21 protein-coding genes and 1 tRNA gene are annotated in these 18,361 nt (G+C 36.2%); 11 read left to right on the top strand and 11 right to left on the bottom strand.

Features of this window, described 5'->3' with window-relative positions:
* The first annotated feature begins 8 nt into the window (after positions 1 to 8).
* Both ACI6PS_RS02140 and ACI6PS_RS02135 read left to right on the top strand, forming a co-directional pair.
* Entirely contained in the window at positions 9 to 365 is a 357-nt protein-coding gene (locus tag ACI6PS_RS02140; protein WP_421010901.1) for a hypothetical protein, read from the top strand.
* A gap of 164 nt (positions 366 to 529) precedes the next feature.
* Positions 530 to 1,006 (top strand): hypothetical protein, encoded by a 477-nt coding sequence (locus ACI6PS_RS02135; protein ID WP_421010900.1) that lies wholly within the window; start codon positions 530 to 532, stop codon positions 1,004 to 1,006.
* A 296-nt stretch (positions 1,007 to 1,302) separates the two neighbouring features.
* Here the strand turns inward: ACI6PS_RS02135 and ACI6PS_RS02130 are convergent, their stop codons facing one another.
* The gene (locus ACI6PS_RS02130) at positions 1,303 to 2,115 is read right to left on the bottom strand and encodes a sulfite exporter TauE/SafE family protein (RefSeq protein WP_421010899.1); all 813 of its coding nucleotides are present in this window, start codon (positions 2,113 to 2,115) and stop codon (positions 1,303 to 1,305) included.
* 150 nt (positions 2,116 to 2,265) lie between these two features.
* Here ACI6PS_RS02130 and ACI6PS_RS02125 point away from each other — a divergent pair, with 150 nt between their 5' ends.
* A complete protein-coding gene (locus ACI6PS_RS02125; protein ID WP_421010898.1) occupies positions 2,266 to 5,109 on the top strand; it encodes a PAS domain S-box protein in 2,844 nt (947 codons plus the stop codon).
* Here ACI6PS_RS02125 and ACI6PS_RS02120 read toward each other — a convergent pair whose 3' ends face one another.
* From ACI6PS_RS02120 to ACI6PS_RS02105, 4 genes are all read right to left on the bottom strand, one after another.
* The gene (locus tag ACI6PS_RS02120; protein ID WP_421010897.1) at positions 5,110 to 5,565 is read right to left on the bottom strand and encodes a DUF1801 domain-containing protein; all 456 of its coding nucleotides are present in this window, start codon (positions 5,563 to 5,565) and stop codon (positions 5,110 to 5,112) included.
* A gap of 12 nt (positions 5,566 to 5,577) precedes the next feature.
* Positions 5,578 to 6,021, bottom strand: coding sequence for a DUF6526 family protein (locus ACI6PS_RS02115; RefSeq protein WP_421010896.1), 444 nt, complete (start codon positions 6,019 to 6,021; stop codon positions 5,578 to 5,580).
* 395 nt (positions 6,022 to 6,416) lie between these two features.
* The gene (locus ACI6PS_RS02110) at positions 6,417 to 6,923 is read right to left on the bottom strand and encodes a pyridoxamine 5'-phosphate oxidase family protein (protein WP_421010895.1); all 507 of its coding nucleotides are present in this window, start codon (positions 6,921 to 6,923) and stop codon (positions 6,417 to 6,419) included.
* A gap of 16 nt (positions 6,924 to 6,939) precedes the next feature.
* Positions 6,940 to 7,314: an STAS/SEC14 domain-containing protein gene (locus ACI6PS_RS02105; RefSeq protein ID WP_421010894.1), complete on the bottom strand. Its 375-nt coding sequence runs from the start codon at positions 7,312 to 7,314 to the stop codon at positions 6,940 to 6,942.
* Positions 7,315 to 7,525: 211 nt separating this feature from the next.
* On the opposite strand from ACI6PS_RS02105, the gene ACI6PS_RS02100 reads away from it, so the two are divergent.
* The 4 genes from ACI6PS_RS02100 to ACI6PS_RS02085 all read left to right on the top strand — a co-directional run bounded on the left by ACI6PS_RS02100 (position 7,526) and on the right by ACI6PS_RS02085 (position 11,366).
* Positions 7,526 to 8,074 carry a type 1 glutamine amidotransferase domain-containing protein gene (locus ACI6PS_RS02100; RefSeq protein ID WP_421010893.1) on the top strand — a complete coding sequence of 183 codons (549 nt, stop codon included), beginning with the start codon at positions 7,526 to 7,528 and terminating at the stop codon, positions 8,072 to 8,074.
* Positions 8,075 to 8,185: 111 nt separating this feature from the next.
* Positions 8,186 to 8,947 carry a dienelactone hydrolase family protein gene (locus ACI6PS_RS02095; RefSeq protein ID WP_421010892.1) on the top strand — a complete coding sequence of 254 codons (762 nt, stop codon included), beginning with the start codon at positions 8,186 to 8,188 and terminating at the stop codon, positions 8,945 to 8,947.
* A 402-nt stretch (positions 8,948 to 9,349) separates the two neighbouring features.
* On the top strand, positions 9,350 to 10,321 hold the full coding sequence (locus tag ACI6PS_RS02090) for a DUF3667 domain-containing protein (protein WP_421010891.1): 972 nt from the start codon (positions 9,350 to 9,352) through the stop codon (positions 10,319 to 10,321).
* A gap of 13 nt (positions 10,322 to 10,334) precedes the next feature.
* Positions 10,335 to 11,366, top strand: coding sequence for a M28 family metallopeptidase (locus ACI6PS_RS02085; protein ID WP_421010890.1), 1,032 nt, complete (start codon positions 10,335 to 10,337; stop codon positions 11,364 to 11,366).
* 32 nt (positions 11,367 to 11,398) lie between these two features.
* Here the strand turns inward: ACI6PS_RS02085 and ACI6PS_RS02080 are convergent, their stop codons facing one another.
* Positions 11,399 to 11,656 carry a hypothetical protein gene (locus ACI6PS_RS02080; RefSeq protein WP_421010889.1) on the bottom strand — a complete coding sequence of 86 codons (258 nt, stop codon included), beginning with the start codon at positions 11,654 to 11,656 and terminating at the stop codon, positions 11,399 to 11,401.
* Between the two features lie 179 nt (positions 11,657 to 11,835).
* On the opposite strand from ACI6PS_RS02080, the gene ACI6PS_RS02075 reads away from it, so the two are divergent.
* Positions 11,836 to 12,213 carry a VOC family protein gene (locus tag ACI6PS_RS02075; protein ID WP_421010888.1) on the top strand — a complete coding sequence of 126 codons (378 nt, stop codon included), beginning with the start codon at positions 11,836 to 11,838 and terminating at the stop codon, positions 12,211 to 12,213.
* 38 nt (positions 12,214 to 12,251) lie between these two features.
* Positions 12,252 to 12,692, top strand: a complete 441-nt coding sequence (locus tag ACI6PS_RS02070; RefSeq protein ID WP_421010887.1) for a VOC family protein — start codon at positions 12,252 to 12,254, stop codon at positions 12,690 to 12,692.
* Positions 12,693 to 12,752: 60 nt separating this feature from the next.
* On the opposite strand, the gene ACI6PS_RS02065 is transcribed toward ACI6PS_RS02070, so the two are convergent.
* The 5 genes from ACI6PS_RS02065 to ACI6PS_RS02045 all read right to left on the bottom strand — a co-directional run bounded on the left by ACI6PS_RS02065 (position 12,753) and on the right by ACI6PS_RS02045 (position 15,580).
* On the bottom strand, positions 12,753 to 13,082 hold the full coding sequence (locus ACI6PS_RS02065) for a YegP family protein (RefSeq protein ID WP_421010886.1): 330 nt from the start codon (positions 13,080 to 13,082) through the stop codon (positions 12,753 to 12,755).
* A gap of 145 nt (positions 13,083 to 13,227) precedes the next feature.
* Positions 13,228 to 13,301 (bottom strand) — tRNA-His (locus tag ACI6PS_RS02060).
* Positions 13,302 to 13,366: 65 nt separating this feature from the next.
* On the bottom strand, positions 13,367 to 14,083 hold the full coding sequence (bshB1, locus tag ACI6PS_RS02055) for a bacillithiol biosynthesis deacetylase BshB1 (protein ID WP_421010885.1): 717 nt from the start codon (positions 14,081 to 14,083) through the stop codon (positions 13,367 to 13,369).
* 11 nt (positions 14,084 to 14,094) lie between these two features.
* Complete coding sequence (locus tag ACI6PS_RS02050; RefSeq protein ID WP_421010884.1) at positions 14,095 to 15,153, bottom strand: isochorismate synthase; 1,059 nt, start codon at positions 15,151 to 15,153, stop codon at positions 14,095 to 14,097.
* Positions 15,146 to 15,580: a PaaI family thioesterase gene (locus tag ACI6PS_RS02045; protein ID WP_421010883.1), complete on the bottom strand. Its 435-nt coding sequence runs from the start codon at positions 15,578 to 15,580 to the stop codon at positions 15,146 to 15,148. The genes ACI6PS_RS02050 and ACI6PS_RS02045 overlap by 8 nt, the downstream gene beginning before the upstream one ends.
* 174 nt (positions 15,581 to 15,754) lie before the next feature.
* On the opposite strand from ACI6PS_RS02045, the gene ACI6PS_RS02040 reads away from it, so the two are divergent.
* The gene (locus tag ACI6PS_RS02040; protein ID WP_421010882.1) at positions 15,755 to 17,329 is read left to right on the top strand and encodes a hypothetical protein; all 1,575 of its coding nucleotides are present in this window, start codon (positions 15,755 to 15,757) and stop codon (positions 17,327 to 17,329) included.
* Between the two features lie 290 nt (positions 17,330 to 17,619).
* On the top strand, positions 17,620 to 18,270 hold the full coding sequence (locus tag ACI6PS_RS02035) for a DUF1579 domain-containing protein (RefSeq protein WP_421010881.1): 651 nt from the start codon (positions 17,620 to 17,622) through the stop codon (positions 18,268 to 18,270).
* The last annotated feature ends 91 nt before the right edge of the window (positions 18,271 to 18,361 follow it).

Here is an 18,361-nt window from a genome sequence, read left to right as displayed (position 1 = left end):
AAAAACAAATGAAGAAAAAAGTAATCTATATTTTTATTGTCCTATTAGGGATTTATGTATTCAATAGTTTTTTTACTAACTCAATGGTCACAGGTGTTTATGTAAATAGAAATTATGAAAATGATTTTATAGCTGAAAATCCTCATGTTGCTGATACATTAATCATAAAAGAAAATTATCAAATAGAAAGCTCATATTGGGGAAATGGAAGTTATAAATTAGAATATACTCCTGAAGGAACAAACATCACTTTAAAAGGTAACGGTAATAGCATTCACACATATATTAGACGCAAATACTTTTTTGGAAATCCAAAGATTATACTTTTTGAAGATTTAGATCAGTATTACGAAAAGATTGAATAAAAACCAGCCACTAACAGCACCTACCCAAAAGTGGCGGTTCAGTGTTTAAATCAAGCTTTGTGCATCTATCAAAGTTCGTGCTTGGCTGACAGTGAAGTGCCCCGAAATCGCCACCTTCGGGTAGCTTCAAACCGTTAGCTGTAACTTTGTTTAAATCCTAAATCATGAGAGCGTTTTTTATAATATTGGTTTCATTCACTTTGATTTGTTGCAATGATAGAGGCAAAGAATTTGAATATTTTGAGATAAGTTATGCCAATGGTTGGTTAGGAGATTATTCATTTGCAATCAAAAAAAATCGCGAGTATTATTTAGAAAAAGAAATGAAAGTTTTAAAAGGGAAATTGTCCGAGGAAGAATTTGAAAAACTTAATGAGCAAATTTTTGAAATTGAGAACGCAAACTTAAAATCTTATGAAGCTTGTTGTGATGTAAATGCTTTTTGTATAATTATTAAAAAGGATTCCAAAACTATAAGAATTGTTCAGCAAGGAGAAGTAGATAATAGAATTCTTGAATTGTCAAAAAATGTAAAAGAAATACTTTCATATGATTCTAATCAAGCATCGGATTCTTTGTACCATTTTAAAACCAAATCCGGCGTAATTGCGATGCCTAAATACGTACCAATTTCCAAATAAAGCTACAGCTAACAGCGGTTTTGCGTGATTGCTGTTTTTGTTATAAAAGTTCGTTCAGTTTTTCATAACTTCGTTCTGTCCAGCCGAGAGTACGCAGTTCCAATTTCCGCAACCAGCGCAAAGCCACAGGACGTTTTTCCCTATAACCAACCTGTTTCTTTCAAAGGTTATTTATTATTTATTTATAAAAGGAATAACAAATAATATATTGAATATTATAGGGTTGAAGTATTTCTAGTTGACTGGGAAACTCAGCGAGTTTTATCAGCCTAAACTAAAAAAAATGATTTGATTTTTTACTCCTCTTTTAAAAACAACTCCTTTACAATAATATAAATCCCCATCACCAAAACAAACCATCCGAAACCTTTTTTGAGTTTATCTCCTGATATCTTTTTGGAAAGATAGGTTCCGATAAAGATGCCCATTACAGAACACAATGTAAAAAGTATCAATAGATTCCAATCCATTGCATCGTTTTGAAGCAAGTCGCCAACGAACCCAATAAGCGATTGCAAGGCAACAATAAAGAGTGAGGTGCCAATGGCAATTTTCATAGGCATCCTTACCAATAAAACCAGCGCAGGAATAATCAAGAATCCTCCTCCTGCCCCAACGGTTCCGGCTACAAGACCTATGATCAAACCTTGAAAGACAATCTTTAGATATTTGTATCTGATGGTAGCTGTCTGTTCCTTTTTTTCACCACTGACCTGAATCATCTTTAGTGCCGACATGATCATTACGATGGCAAAAAGCAACATGATAGCAATTGGTTTTGTTACCACAAATGTCCGTATTGAGAACAAAACTTCTGGAATATTAGGTACCAAATAGCTTCTTGTTAGGAAAACTGCTATGATGGATGGAATTCCAAAAATGAATACCGTCTTGAAATTAACTTCTTTAATGACTGCTTTTTTTATACCCCCAATTAAAGCCGACGTGCCTACTATGAACAACGAATAGGCTGTTGCAAATATTGGGTTTACCGCCATAATATAGACCAAAATGGGTACAGAAAGTATTGAACCCCCGCTTCCTATCAATCCTAAAGAAATACCAACCAACACTGCCAGGCAATAACCTACAATTTCGAGAACCTCCATCTAACAAAATTAAGAGCATAAAAGTACAACTAATATCAGAAATGATTTGGAATAAAATTCAATTGGCTTTTAAAATAATGTAGGCTTTTTTATAAATAAAGTATTAAAATGCTACCTTTATTGCGAATACTCTTGTACCCCAAATCAAAGATGAAATTCAAAAATAACTACGCCAACCTAACTGGTTGGTTTTTAGAAAATCCTAAAAGGACGGGTTATCTCGTGTTCCTTTGTTTGTTCTTGGTCTGTCTTTTCATTTTTAACCTCAACTATCGCATCAATAAAGAGGAGCAAAAACGTGAAATGGTATCGACATTGAGCAATGTTCGAAAAAATATTGAACAGACTCTAAAAAACAGCCATACCACGGCACTGACATTGGCACTGACCATCAATGATAATGGTATTCCAGAAAATTTCGATTCCATCGCGAATCAACTTATTCGGAATAATCAAGATATTGATGTTGTACAATTGGTTCCTGATGGCATCATCAAATATGTCTATCCTCTTGAGGGAAATGAAGCAATTATTGGCTATGATGTTTTGAACAACAATCAACTGCATCAGGAAACGCAAAGAGCTGTAGTTTTAAACACCATGTATTTTGCAGGGCCTATAAATCTAAAACAAGGCGGTGTTGGCATCGTTGGAAGATATCCTGTATACCAAAAAAATAAGTTTTGGGGATTCTCGGCTGTTGTATTAAAAATGAAAACTTTTCTTGAAGCTTCGGGAATTAATGCCGCCGACAATCCTTTGTATTATTTTCAATTTTCCAAGATTAATCCAGACACTCACAAAGAAGATTTTTTCCTTTCTGGAAATAAAGAATTTGCCGATAAGGAATTTGAAGAAGCTTCTTTTCCCGAAGGAAACTGGAAACTCTACCTTATTGAAAAAGATAATTATCATGTGCTTAAAGGACTCATCCCCTATTCTCTCTTAAGCTTTTCTTCGTGTATCTTAATTTCTTTATTGATTACGATAATTTTAAAAAGGCCCTCGGAGTTGGAATCTTTAACAAAAAGGCAAGCACACAATCTTGTTAGAAGTGAGGTGAAATACAAAACCATTTTTAATCAGGCGGCTGTAGGGATTGCCAAAATCAACTTCCATACAAACGAATATGTAGAAGTAAACGATCAATATTGCAAGCTTTTAGGTTATACTTATGAAGAACTGTCAGGAATAAATTTTAAAATCATCACGCATCCTGATGATCTGCAAGAAACCGTTGAAGGACTTAAAAAAGTTATATCTGGAGAAGTAAAAAAAATTGTTTTAGAAAAACGATACATTCACAAAAATGGCGAAACAGTGTGGGCAAGGGTAACGGTTTCTCCTCTTTGGATCGCTGGTGAAAAGCCTAGAACCGTAATTTCAGTAGTAGAAGATATCACCGAAAAAAAGAAGGCTGAGGAAACAATTAAAAAAAGTGAACAACAATACAAAACTCTTTTTAACGACTCTCCTATTGCCTTATGGGAAGAAGATCTATCGGCAGTAAAAGATTATTTGTCAGAACTTGGACTTTTCAATAAGGAAAAAAGCTATGTGATCAATTATTTGATGGGAAAGCCTGAAGTTATTGACAAGTGTATTGAATTGATTAAGATTATAAACGTCAACAAGGAATGCCTTATTCTTCACAATGCAAAAAGCAAGGAAGAACTCATTGCTAATTTTCCCGATATCATCAGGTATGGATCTTTTGATGCCATTGTTGATATCATCATTGGCGTTACACAACAAAAAAAGAAAGGCAAAATTGAAAGCAGAATTATTTTTCCGAATGGCAAAAGCAAAAATATTTCGCTTACTTGGAATATCATCAAGGAATTTGAAAATACTCTCGAGCGTGTAATCGTTTCAACAGAAGACATCACCCAGCGAAAGGAAGCTCAACGGAAAATTATTGATTCTCAAACACGAATCGAATCGCTTATCAACACCATTGATGGTATTGTTTGGGAATGCGATGCTAGAACTTTTGTTTTCTCATTCGTAAGTAAAAAAGTAGAGGATATTTTAGGCTACACACCAGAAGAATGGATTGCGAGCAATACTTTCTGGGCTGATCATATTCATCCGGACGATCGGGAATTTGCCATAGAGCATTGTGCGGCACAAAGTCTAGACAAAAAGCAACATGATTTTGAATACCGCATGATTGCCAAAGACGGCAGGACTGTTTGGCTTCGTGACATTGTAAACTTAATTACCCAAGCAGATGGGTCAGCCAGCTTAAGGGGAATTATGATTGACATTACCGAGATGAAGGATACTGAAATTGCCCTGAATAATTCCTTTTCGTTGGTAACCGAACAAAATAAACGCCTTCTTAACTTTTCGTATATTATTTCGCACAACCTCCGTTCTCATACAAGCAACCTGCAATCACTATCTACATTGATTCAAAATGCAGAATCAAATAAAGAAAGGGAAGAACTCCTGCCTTTGTTGGGTTCTGTTTCAAATGCATTAAACGAAACGATGCATAATTTGAATGAAGTTGTGAACATACAATCCAACATAAACTTGAATGTACAACCCTTGAATCTTAGAAAATATATTGAGAAGACACTATCAGACCTTCATAATGAAATACGCCAACGAAATATTACGATAAATTGTCATGTAAAGAAAGATACTACCGTAATTTACAATCCTGCCTATCTCGAAAACATTCTCATCAATTGTATTTCAAACGGAATCCGTTATAGTGATCCCGAAAAAGACTCCTATATCAATATTGACAGTTATGTAGAAAATTCCAAGACCGTTCTAGAAATTTCAGATAATGGAATTGGAATTGATATGCAGAAAAACAAAGACAAGATTTTTGGGATGTACAAAACATTCCATGACAATCCCGATGCTAAGGGTGTAGGGCTTTTTATCACCAAAAATCAAATTGATGCAATGGGTGGCCAAATTACCGTAGATAGCGAACTCAATGAAGGCTCTACCTTCAAGATTTATTTCAAATAATTATTTGCTAAAAGCTGTTTCATAAGTTGATATCCAATCCTGGACTGTCATCTTCGTAGCCAAGTCTGCCAACAGTTCATACGGAATATCATTCATCTTCTTGAATCGGATGCAACTTTTTCCCATGTCTAATTTTGCCTTGCAATGCTTTGGATATTCTGCTACAAACCAATCAAAGAGTTCCTTATTTGCATAAATTCCCATGTGGTAAACCGCGATGAAATTCTTTTGGGAAGCTATTGCTAAAAAAGGCAATGGCTGTTTTGGATCGCAATGATAGCCTTTTGGATAAATTGAATGCGGAACATTAAACCCCATCATTCCATACCCCATTCCTTCCACAAAACCTTCTGGAAGATTTTCTAAAAAATTTGCTCTTAATTTTGACATTACTTCCTTCCTGTCCTCTGGAAGTGAATCAATATATACCTGTACTGATTTAGCTTTATCCTGCATTTTACAATGATTTTAAACCCTGTTGTTATCAGGTATCCAATTTACAATGCTTTTTTTGATTCTCCTGCTTGACAAGCCTTCTTTTATAGCACGGTGCACTAATTGTGGTAATTCTTCATCCGATGCAAAGCGCAAGGCAAAGATTTGGCTGTCTCGTAAGTGATGTTCAATCAACTCAAGACGCTCATTTGTCAAAACAAAATAACGATAACGTACTTCCAACCTTATGATTCTATTTTGGAGGATTAGGGAGTAATGCTGTCTTAACATATAGCTCACCCATATTATCAATACTATTATTGCCGCTATAAATCCCCACAGCAATTTATCTTCTTGTATGAAAACCATACTAATACTTAAAATCAGTAGCAATATTGCCAACGGATAGAACACAAAATGGTGTGCCGGATAAAATTGTATATGATTTGTATAACTCTGTCTTTTTTTAGTATTCATATTTAATAATTTAATTTGTCAGAAGTTAAATATCAGTTAATTAGAATTCAATTCTAACTGATAATAATTCATTTTTGTATCTTTATACTAGTTCTAAAATACAATATATTTTATAATTTTAAAGGTTAGATACTAAGGCAAAAAGAAGCTAAATTAGGAATTCAGCATCCTTCTTTTTAAACGTAAACCTTTTTCATAGGTTTGTTTTTTTTGTTTTAGTAAATGTGAGAGGTCTTACTGTAAAGTGGGACCTCTTTTTTTGCCTTAATTTGGAAGTGGGGGTAGTAAAAATAGTTTTTATTTTCAATAAATAAAATCTTTAAGAACTTTTTCAGCATAAAAAAAGCTTCCTATTAAAGAAGCTTTTCAAACAATTTCATAAAACCTATTGTGTCTTAAACAGATAGCTTGCCCTCTACTCCTCCATCCATTGTTTTTCCAATGATGGCGCCCACGGCAATTTTTAACATCGTCACCATCTTTCCGTTTTTGGTATCCCAATAGTAAACATACTCTGGTTGTACTCTCAAAACCGTCAAATTTGGATCATCCTTGCCTTCCGTAAACCAAGTTTTTGCCATCGGGCTCCACTTTTCTTCAATAGTAGTTCTGTCTTTGTAGATAAAAGCTTTCCCATAGACACTCAGGTATTCCGCATCGCCTACATTGGAAAAAAGCAATTGCGCTTGTTCATCTTGGCGAATTTCGAAATTCTTATTACTGTCAGACGAACTCAAAAACCAAAGATTTCCTTCTTCATCAACTTCCTGAACACTCATTGGTCGGGTTGAAAAGGGCGTATGCGACAAATCGGTACAAAACATACAAATCCTGGTAGCCTCAGCAATCTTTTTCAGTTTTGCAACAGCTTCTTCATTGGTTAAATTCTTTAAATCTCCCATAGCATTTTATTTTTTATTATTCGATGTTTACTTTTTCAGATGTCCAATTTATGGCCGTTTGATAATCGGCTTTTGGGAATACTTTAAATTCTCCCGGCATCAGCACGCTGAATACTTTCGTGAAATTATCCACCATATCCGAATCGGAAATGATAGCGGCACGGTTCCATTTTGTCAAGTTTTTAATTCCTAATAACGCATCTTGTGCCCACGCTCCTAATGTAAAGTCAGCTGGAGAATTCTCCAAATACAATAGATAATTGAGCTTATCTGTTTCTTCGACCAACTCGGCAACTTTCTGTTGAACGATATCAAAATCGTCTTTTGTAACTTCTCCTGAAGAGTGAAATCCTACCATATTGGTTGGTAAATCGTGAATCTGTTGTATCATAGCATTTTTATTTTTTCGGGTTATGCTCAAAGTTAATATGGCGCTTTTGCAATAAGTTATAGCTTTATTCTAAAAAAATATAAGATATCAATAATTGCCCTTTTTTGCTTAACAAACATTAAGACAACTTTAATAGTGTTTTAAACAGCTGTCGTTTTATTAAAACCTAACTTTATACAAACCAATTATTTACCCCAAAAAATAAAATGCTATGAGTAAAAGAATCGCCATTCTGGCTACAAACGGATTTGAAGAAAGCGAATTAAAATCGCCAAAAGAGTATTTAGAACAGCAAGGCTGGACAGCCGATATTGTAAGCCTGAAAGAGGGCACAATCAAAAGTTGGAAAGACGGAAATTGGGGATCAGAATTTAAAGTAGACCATACTTTGGATCAGGTATCTTCTAAAGATTATAGCGCATTGGTTTTACCAGGAGGCGTTATCAATCCAGACCAGTTGCGACGTGAAGAAAAGGCAGTTTCCTTTGTTAAAGATTTTTTCAACGAAAATAAGCCTGTTGCAGCCATCTGTCATGGACCACAAATTTTGGTTGATGCAGCTGTTTTGGAAGGCAGGACTATCACTTCCTTCTCCTCTGTAAAAAACGACATGATCAATGCAGGAGCAGTTTGGAAAGACGAAGAAGTTGTGGTAGACAATGGTCTTGTGACGAGTAGAACACCGGACGATCTTCCTGCCTTCAACAAAAAAATGGTTGAAGAAATCAAGGAAGGCAAACATGAATTACAATCACGTTAGTTACAAAGGTTGGTGATTGATGGGCAGGGTTTAGATGTATTTATTGCATCGAACCCTGTTTTTTTTATAACACTTTTGAACGATATTTGTATCAACTCCAATTTTTACTTTATGAAAAAATATTGCTTATTACTTTTGATGACAACCTTTATGTCGAACGCACAGCTCAAAGCCGTTTCTTATAAAGATGGCGAACAAAAACTGAATGGTTTTGCCATTTCACCCGATAAAAAAAACAAGACCAATCCCGGAATTCTAATCCTGCCTGCTTGGAAAGGAATCGACGATCATTCGAAGGAAGTGGCCGAAAATCTTTCTAAACTGGGCTATCATGCTTTTGTAGCCGATATTTATGGCGAAGGCAATTATCCGAAAGATGCCAAAGAAGCCGGTGAAAAATCGGGATTCTACAAGAAGAACTTTAAGGAATATCAAAAAAGGATTCGGGTGGCTTTAGAAGAATTGATAAAATCGGGAGCCAATCCAGATAATATTGTAGTGATTGGGTATTGTTTTGGAGGAACCGGCGCTTTGGAAGCTGTTCGAGGAAGCATGCCTGTTAAGGGAGTTGTTTCGTTTCACGGCGGTTTAGGAAAAGATCCTGCACGGTTTAATAACCCGATTGAAGAAAAAGTGCTCGTCCTTCACGGAGCCGACGATACTTTTGTGCCTCAAAAGGATATTGAAGCTTTCCAGAAAGAAATGCGCGATGGAAATGCCGATTGGCAGATGATTTATTATGCAGATGCCGTTCATGCCTTTACCGAAAAAAGCGCCGGAAACGACAAGTCGAAAGGCGTTGCTTATAACGAAAAGGCCGATAAACGCTCGTGGCAACACCTGCTTCTCTTCCTTAAAGAAGTTTTGAAATAATTTAGAAAAAAGCCTTTTTCAAGAAAAAGCGCTCCCGCCAAACCTCTTTGAGCAAAGCAACTTTCCAGAAGCGCTCCAAGGGGTTGGATGGAGTGCGCCAGACGGATTTAGACTTTCCAAGGCCTTGGTTGGAGTGCGCCAAGCGAATTTAGAACTTCCAAGTGGTTGGCCAGAGTGCGCCAAACGATTTTAGACTTTTCAAGGCCTTGGTTGGCTTCCGCCAAGCGAATTTACACTTTCCAAGTACTTGAAGAAGCTCCTCAGAACTTTTTACACAAAAAAAACGCTGGCATCACTTTATTTCTTCTAAAAGTTTTAAAATTAATTTCCTACAAATCGGCTTAATTTAGGTTTTTTCGTTAGTTTTAGCATCTTATTTAAAACTTCAAAAATCTTAAAATAATGGGACACGGTCACGTTAGAACTGATAAAACCTGTTTGAATTGCAACTATGTTGTAGAGAATCGTTTCTGTCCGAATTGTGGTCAAGAAAATGTAGATACCCGAAAAACCTTCCACCATCTTTTTGTTCATTTCTTTGAAGATTTGACGCATTATGAGAATTCTTTCTGGAAAACCATTCGGAATTTAATTCTAAAACCGGCTTCGCTTACAAATGAATATCTTTCCGGCAAAAGAATGTCTTACCTGGCTCCTGTTCGTTTATACATCTTCATCAGTTTTGCCACTTTCTTGACTATTTCGCTCACGCCCGATCGTGAATTGGAAGACGGTCCTGTAAAAGTAAACTTAGATGACGAAGTAGAAAAAATTGATTCAATAGCAGGTAAAAAAGACAAACCTGAATTCGTTTTCTTGGATTATAAAAGTGTAGCGCATTTGGATTCCCTACAAAATAATGGTAGTGAAGACGATAAGCTTCCAACTTTCGTTTACAATACATTTAGAAAAGCAATACATGTTTCAGAAGTCAATACATGGGAAGAGATTGAAGAGAAATTCAAAGAATCCTTCATCCATAATTTTCCAAAGGTTTTGTTTATCTATATGCCAATATTTGCTTTTTTCTTATGGCTTTTTCACAGCAAAAAGAAATGGTATTATTTCGACCACGGCATATTCACGTTACACTATTTTTCGTTTCTGCTGCTCTCCTACTTGATTGTGGCTTTAGTGGAGGAGATCTTATATATTTTCGGCGAAAATATGGTTTCCAATGTGCTATCGGGAATTATTGGTTTTATCGCTTTCGTTTGGGCATTCTACTATTTCTTTCCCGCCCATCACCGGTTTTATGGCTGTAGCCGAAGAAAATCAGTTCTAAAAGGTGTCATTTTATTTTTTATCAATGGCTTTTTTATCTCACTGCTATTGACCGCTTATGCTTTTTATACTTTTATCAATATTCATTAAAATATATTCGATTATGAAAAAGATAGTATTTATAGTTGCTTCAACAATGCTACTCTCCTGCGGAAGCTCGGAAAGTGTGGCCCAAAAGAAAGACTATTCCAAAGCCGATGTTTCAAAATACATGAAAACCATCACGGCCAATGATTTAAAGAAACACCTTTATATTGTAGCTTCAGATGAAATGGAAGGCAGGAATACTGGAACCGAAGGCCAGAAAAAAGCCGGTAAATATCTTATTGAAGAATACAAGAAAAATAAAATTTCGTTTCCTAAGAAAGCCGACGGATTCTATCAAAAAGTACCTTCAGAATACATGTCGAAAGGTTTCAGTCCTAGATTAGGCGATTCAGAAAACATTTGGGCCTTTATCGAAGGTTCTGAAAAACCAGAAGAGATTTTGGTAATTTCAGCACACTATGATCACGTTGGAATGAAAAATGGCGAAGTTTATAATGGTGCCGATGATGATGGTTCCGGAACTGTGGCGCTGTTAGAAATCGCACAAGCTTTTATGCAAGCCAAAAAAGACGGTTATGGCCCAAAGCGCTCCATCTTATTCCTACACGTAACAGGAGAAGAGCACGGTTTGCACGGCTCGCGTTATTATTCTGACAATCCGCTTTTTCCAATTGAAAATACCATTGCCGATATTAATATTGACATGATTGGCCGTCGTGACGAAGACCATAAGAACACTAATAATTATGTTTACGTAATTGGCTCTGACCGACTTTCAACTGATTTGCACAACATCAACGAAGAGGCCAACAAGAAATATGTAAACCTCTATTTGGATTATCGCTACAACGATTTGAATGATCCCAACCGATTCTACTACCGTTCCGATCATTACAATTTTGCTAAAAAAGGAATCCCGTCTATCTTTTATTTTAATGGTGTCCACGAAGATTACCATAAACCTGGCGACACTCCAGACAAGATTGAATATGATGCTTTGACAAAAAGAACCCAATTGGCTTTTGTAACAGCTTGGGAATTGGCCAATAGAGATAAAAGGCCTGTTGTTGACAAAGATGGAAAATAAAAAAAAGCGCTGAAATTCAGCGCTTTTTTTTGCTATTGTAGTGGTTCGTTCTTTATAATCTGGACTTTACCTAACTCTACAGAATCAGAAGTATCCTTTACAATCAAAACTCCGAATACATTGAAAGGAATATCAATTGGTTCGTCGGAATTTTTGACTTCCTCAACAATATGCTCATAATTCTGAGGATGAATGGCGATAGTATCTCCTTTTTCTAACTTATGCACAAAAATATAATCCCTCAACGATTTGAAGGAAATGTCGCTACCGATAAAAACTTGCTGTCCCATAACTTTTTTATTTAAATTTAGATAAAAGTATTCACCTAGCATATCAATTTATGCTTTCGTTAAGGAATTCATGATGATTTAAAACATTTTACCGCCAAACAATCATCCTATAATAAAACCGACAAATCATTGCGTTATTTTAAAATATATTATACTTTAGAACTTCTAAAATAGGTAAAATGAGTACAATAAATCTAGGTGCATTTTGCATCAGCCTTGCCGTGAAAGACATTCACGCTTCAAAAGCGTTCTACGAAAAATTAGGTTTCGCGCAAACCGGCGGCAACATCGACCAGAATTGGGTGGTTTTGCGCAACGAAGAAAAAGTAATTGGACTTTTCCAAGGAATGTTCGAAAAGAACATGCTCACTTTCAATCCAGGATGGAACCAATTGGCACAACCTGTTGATGAATTTACAGATGTTCGAGAAATTGCCCAACAACTTTCAGCAAATGGTTTGCAATTGGAAAGCACACCAAAGGGCGAAAGCGGTCCGGCCTACATTACATTGACAGATCCAGATGGAAATCCGGTTTTGATTGACCAACATCGATAAACATCAAACAAAAATCAATAACAATTAAAAACAAAAAAATGGCTACAACAAACACGTATTTAAACTTCAACGGTAATTGCGAAGAAGCATTCAATTTTTACAAATCTGTTTTCGGAGGAGAATTTACTTATATCGGTAAATTCGGTGACATGCCCGAAAGTGATGAATTTAAAGTTTCAGAAGGCGACAAAAACAAAATAATGCACGTTTCATTACCAACGGGTTCCTCTGTATTGATGGGAAGTGATAACGGCGAGCAATATGAAGCATCATTCGTAAAAGGCAACAACTTTTCTGTTTCGATAAATGCTGATAGCAAAGACGAAGCCGATAAGCTTTTCAATGGCCTATCAGCTGGAGGACAAACTACTATGCCAATGAGTGATACTTTTTGGGGAGCTTATTTCGGAATGTTTACGGATAAATTTGGCATCAATTGGATGGTAAATTATGATGATCCTGCTAAAATGCAGCAATAGTAATGCTATAAAAAAAGCTTCAGATTCCTCTGAAGCTTTTTAAATTTGATTTCAATGAAATTATAGTTCATATTTAATTTCAGCATCTGGAGCATTATTTGCAACCGATTCTATACCGTTATCTCTGGAAGAAGCTGATTCATACATCTGACTAGTTCCAATGATTTGACCATTTGTAGCTTTAAGATTGAAATAAAACTTTCCGTTTTTAGATTCTAATTTATCAAATCTCGTGGCTACTTGAGAGTTTGTTTTTACAGATGCAATACCATTCTCGCAATTAGCTTTAGTCGTGTAACCTTCACTTGATAAAATAACTTGACCGTTTCCAGCCTTAAGCACAAATTGAAACTCTCCGTTTGTTCTTGTAGTAATTAAAAATGTTCCCATAACTTATTTTTGTTTTGTTTAGTACAAATATGCTAAATCCAATAATATAAATCACAAAAAAACAAACAAAAATTATCAAGATTGCGGATTTTTTTTTTCTAAAACAAAAAAAGCTTCAGATTTCTCTGAAGCTTTTACCCTTTTGGGTGGCTGACCGGGTTCGAACCGGCGACCCGCGGCACCACAAACCGCTACTCTAACCAGCTGAGCTACAACCACCGTTTGTTTTAACGAGTGCAAATATACTGCAAAACTTGATTACTGCAAATAAAAATTTGAAAAAATTACATCAAATCTCCTAAACTATTGACAGCCACGTATCTTTCAACCGTAAAACCTTCGCCATAATCGGTACCGATGAGTCTTCCCAGGTCTTGAGCGCGGTAATGCAGGCTGTCCAGGAAGTTTTTTGTAGCGATTGGTGTTGTCGGTTCCTTAGTATCCGGGTTATAAAATTGTGAACTGTAAGCCATAATCGATTCAATTTTTTTATCTGTAAAACCTGTAATGTCCACCACAAAATCCGGCTCGATGTTTTTCCATTGGATATAATGATACACTAACTTTGGTCGCCAAGCTTCTTGGTTTTCATTTTCAAGTGATGTTTCAATTCTTCTTAAGCCTGATAAAAAACAAGCATCCGAAACTAGTTTACTTCCTTTTGCATGATCAATATGTCTATCGTCAACCGCATTGCACAACACAATTTCAGGTTTGTATTTTCGTATCATTTTGATGATTTCCAATTGATGTTCTTCGTCATTCTTGAAAAAACCATCACGCATCCTTAGATTTTCTCTGACAACTACTCCAAGAATTTTTGCCGCATCACTGGCTTCTTTATCCCTGATTTCAGCCGAACCACGCGTTCCTAATTCTCCCCTGGTCAAATCTACAATTCCTACTTTCTTTCCAAGGCTGATTTCCTTTGCTAATGTTCCTCCACAACCCAATTCCACATCGTCTGGATGTGCTCCGAAGGCTAAAATATCTAATTTCATAATGTATTCTTTTATGCTAAAATCCTTTTCATCGTCAAGGATTTATTGACTGTTTCTATATATTCTTTTTCTGGAACGCTGTCCTTTGTAATACCGCATCCAATGTATAAATGGGTCTGATTTTCTTTTATCTGCATGCATCTCAAATTCACAAACAAATCCGACTTTTCTTCATCGGTTTCAAAATCCTTATTCAATTCGCCTAAAAATCCGGAGTAATATTCCCTATCATAACCTTCATTCTTCAAAATAAAACCCTTGGAAAGCATCTTTGGCAAACCACAAACAGCTGGCGTTGGATGCAAAATGGAAATTACTTTCTTCAAATTATTTTCAGGTTTTAAAACAGCTTCAATATCCGTTTTAATATGAAGAATGTTGCCTGCTTTCAAAGTATACGGTTCAGAAATTGATAATTTGGATGTAATATCCTTCAAATTATCTGCAATAAAATCCGTTACAAATTTTTGCTCTTCTATTTCCTTTTCGCCCCAGATTACTTCTTGGTTTTCTACATATTTTTGAGTTCCAGCCAAAGCAACCGTCTTGATTTTAGAACCATCGGCTTTTAGCAATTGTTCAGGTGTCGCCCCCATCCACATCCCTACTTTCGGATGAAACCAGCAATATTTGAAAGCCGTTGGATAAGTTTGCAACAATCTTTCGAAAATTAAAGCGAAATCTAAATTTTCAACTGCTACAATTTCCTTTCTTGATAAAACTACCTTTTGAAAACTGTTATTGTTAATGGCATCAATTCCTTTCTGAACCAGCTTTTCAAAAGCTTCCTTTCCACTTTCGTCATCTGAAATTGGATGGTTATTGGAATTATTTCCTTCAAAAATAAAATCAGAAATCTTTACTTCTGATTTTTCTTCGGGAATTAAAACCTGTTCATTTCCTTCAAAGGGAGCCAAGATAAATCCAGCTTCCTGCAAATTTTCAGAATGATACAATTCATCATTTTCTTGAAAAAGTCCAATTACTTTGCGTTGATTCGGTTTTGAATAAAGCACAAAAGGCAACTTCTTTGCAAAATGGTTTCTTGCTGTATTAAGTACATCAATCATTTGTATTTCGCTTTGGCAGAATCATATTCGTCAGCTTGCAAAGTGAAATCAGGTTGTCGTTTTCATCCGTAATCCTGATTTCCCATAAATGGATGCTTCTGCCTTTGTGGACAATCCTTGCCGTTCCGTAAACAATTCCGTTTCTTTTGCTTTTTAAATGATTGGCCGAAATTTCAATACCGCGAACTTCCTGCTTTTCAGAATTCACATACAGCATCGAAGCCGCACTCCCCACACTTTCTGCCAATGCAACAGTTGCTCCGCCATGAAGTAATCCCATCGGTTGATGAACGTTAGGATTTACAGGCATTTTCGCCACCAGAAAATCTTCTCCGGCATCAATATATTCTATTTCTAAAGTCTGCATAAGCGTATTTTTCGAGAAATTACGGCACAGATTCAGTATTTTTTCCTTATCGAATTCCATTTTTTATAAAAGTTTACTGCAAAAATAACCATTATTTGCGAACTCTTGAAGTTTGCCACTGATTCACTGATTTAGCATCAATAATTAATCTGTAAATCTGTGGCTATTTGATAGTACCAAAGTATATTTGAAGCGAACCAACATTTTTACTATTTTTACCAAAATTCATCAATAATGCGTAATTCTATTTTTATCCTTTTTATAGGAATATTGGTTTCATTGACTTCCTGCCGAAACGATTTCGATTTTGAAACCCGAACAGGCGGTTTGGAATTTTCAAGAGATACCGTTTACCTCGATACTGTTTTCACGAATGTAGGTTCGAGTACTTATACTTTAAAAGTGTACAACAAAAGCGACAAGGACATCAAGATCCCAACCATCGAATTCGCAAAGAAAGAAACTTCAAAATACCGCATGACGGTTGACGGAATGACCGGCGAAAATAACTGCGTTTTCAAAAATGTAGAACTTCTTGCAAAAGACAGTTTGTATATCTTTATCGAGACTACAGCGGGAATCATCGATGCAAACCCAACCGATTTCCTTTATACCGACCAGATTTTGTTTGGGGAAGGCACCAACCAGCAAAAAGTAGAATTGGTGACTTTGATTCAAGATGCTTACTTTATTTTCCCGAAAAAGAACGGCGACGTATATGATCTGGTAGATTATGGCTTTAACGAGGAAGGCGAAGTAACACAAGTAAGAGGTCGAAACCTCGAAGAAGCCCATCCTGATAATGGAAATGAATATGTTTGGGGCAATGACAAGCCGTATGTTGTATATGGTTTTGCATCAGTTCCGGAAAATAAAACGCTGAATGTAAATCCGGGGGCGAGAATTCATTTTCATGCCGATTCGGGTATCATTGTGCAGGAAGGCGGTACCATAAAAGTTAACGGAACACTATCGACAACCGAAGCCATGGAAAATGAAGTGATTTTTGAGGGCGATCGACTGGAACCTGGTTTTGCTGATGTTCCAGGGCAATGGTCAACCATTTATTTGCGTGAGGGAAGCAAAAATCATACGTTCAATCATCTTACCATCAAGAATGCGCTTATCGGAATCATGGCGATTAACAATTTTGAAAATCCGATACAAATCAATAATACACAAATCTACAATTCAGGTGCTTATGGAATTTTAGGGCAGCACGCCAAAATCGATGCGACAAACGTTGTCATTAATTCTAATTCCAGAGGTGTTGCGAGTTTGGCTTGTATTTTGGGAGGTGCTTATAACTTTACGCATTGTACCATTAATAACGAACGTACTACTTCCAGCCACGTTGCATTATTATTGAGCAACTTTGTTTTAGACGGTAACAACCAACCTGTAACCTATGATTTGACGGAAGCCAACTTCAACAACTGCATCTTCTATGGTTCGAACAGCAGGCAGATTTCAGTGAACAAAGACTTTACAAAACAATTTGAGTTCAAATTTGAAAATTGTCTTATCAAATTTGACAAGGCAGGAAACTCTCAACTCATCAATCATCCAGAATATCAATTTGAAGACGGCGTGCATTATGTTGGAAATCTTATTGCAAGAAATTCTAGCGAGTTCAATCCTGATTTCTTGGATACGGCAAATAACAAACTTAATATTGGGGCTGATTCGGCTGCAAAAGGTGCCGCTAATTTCAATTTTTCAACTGGAACTTTTGATATTTTAGGAAATGTGAGAACAAATCCATCGGATATTGGAGCTTATAACTTTGCTGTTTTTACGGAAGAATAAACAATTTTAAGTACATAAATCGGAAATCGGAATGGCCTAAAGCTGTTCCGATTTTTTTATGGATATCGATTCAAAAGTTTAAAGAATGCCTAAAGATTTTATATAGCCCCGACTGGAGGGAAAATCCTTTTGTTCCGATTTTTTTCGGGACAAAAGATTGGAAGGAAGGCGGGAAAATGGTTTACTTTCTTCCCCAATATCCGCTTCTAACAAAACATGTTTTTTAATTATTTTTAATTTTAACTGTTTTTTTTGCTAATTTTATAAGGATAAACCAAAAAATCATCCTTATGAAAACAAACTTTATTTATTTAGGAGTACTAATGCTTTGCTTCGCTTCTTGCAAAAAAGAAGAAACAAAAGTAGAAAAAACAGTTATCGAAACCGATACTACAGCAGTTGAAGAAACAGCTCCGCCCGTAGCAATGGACACTGCAGCGATGAACAAGGCTTGGCAGGAATATGCAACTGTTGGCGAGCCACACAAAATTCTTGCCGGCGATGTAGGAACTTGGACGGAAGATTTGACATTTTGGATGGGGCCGGAAGACAAAAACCCACAGAAACATACGGCAACAGCTGATATCAAAATGATTTTAGGCGGACGATACCAGGAACAACGCCACAAGGGAAAAATGATGGGAATGGATTTTGAAGGAATCTCTACAATGGCCTACAACAACGCTTCGGGCGAATATACTTCGACCTGGATTGACAATATGGGAACGGGAATGATGATTGCTTCTGGAACATACGACGAATCGACAAAAACGATTAATCTTTCGGGAGAAATGGTAGATCCGTTGACGAAAAAAATGAAGAAATTCAGAGAGATTATGACCATCGTTGATGCTGATACTCGAAAAATGGAATCCTTTGATACTTCACCTGATGGCAAGGAATTCAAATCGATGGAAATCGTGATGAAGCGTAAAAAATAAACCCAAACTTAAAGAGAAGACTGCCAAAAGGCGGTCTTTTTTTTGAGCTAAAATGTTCTCAGAAATTCAACTTTATGACTTTTCACTTTAT

Origin of the sequence: Flavobacterium sp. PLA-1-15, assembly GCF_049060005.1 — a bacterium.
Lineage (GTDB): Bacteria > Bacteroidota > Bacteroidia > Flavobacteriales > Flavobacteriaceae > Flavobacterium.
The sequence above is the reverse complement of the archived record's forward strand: the minus strand, read 5'-3'. Positions and strand labels throughout refer to the sequence as shown.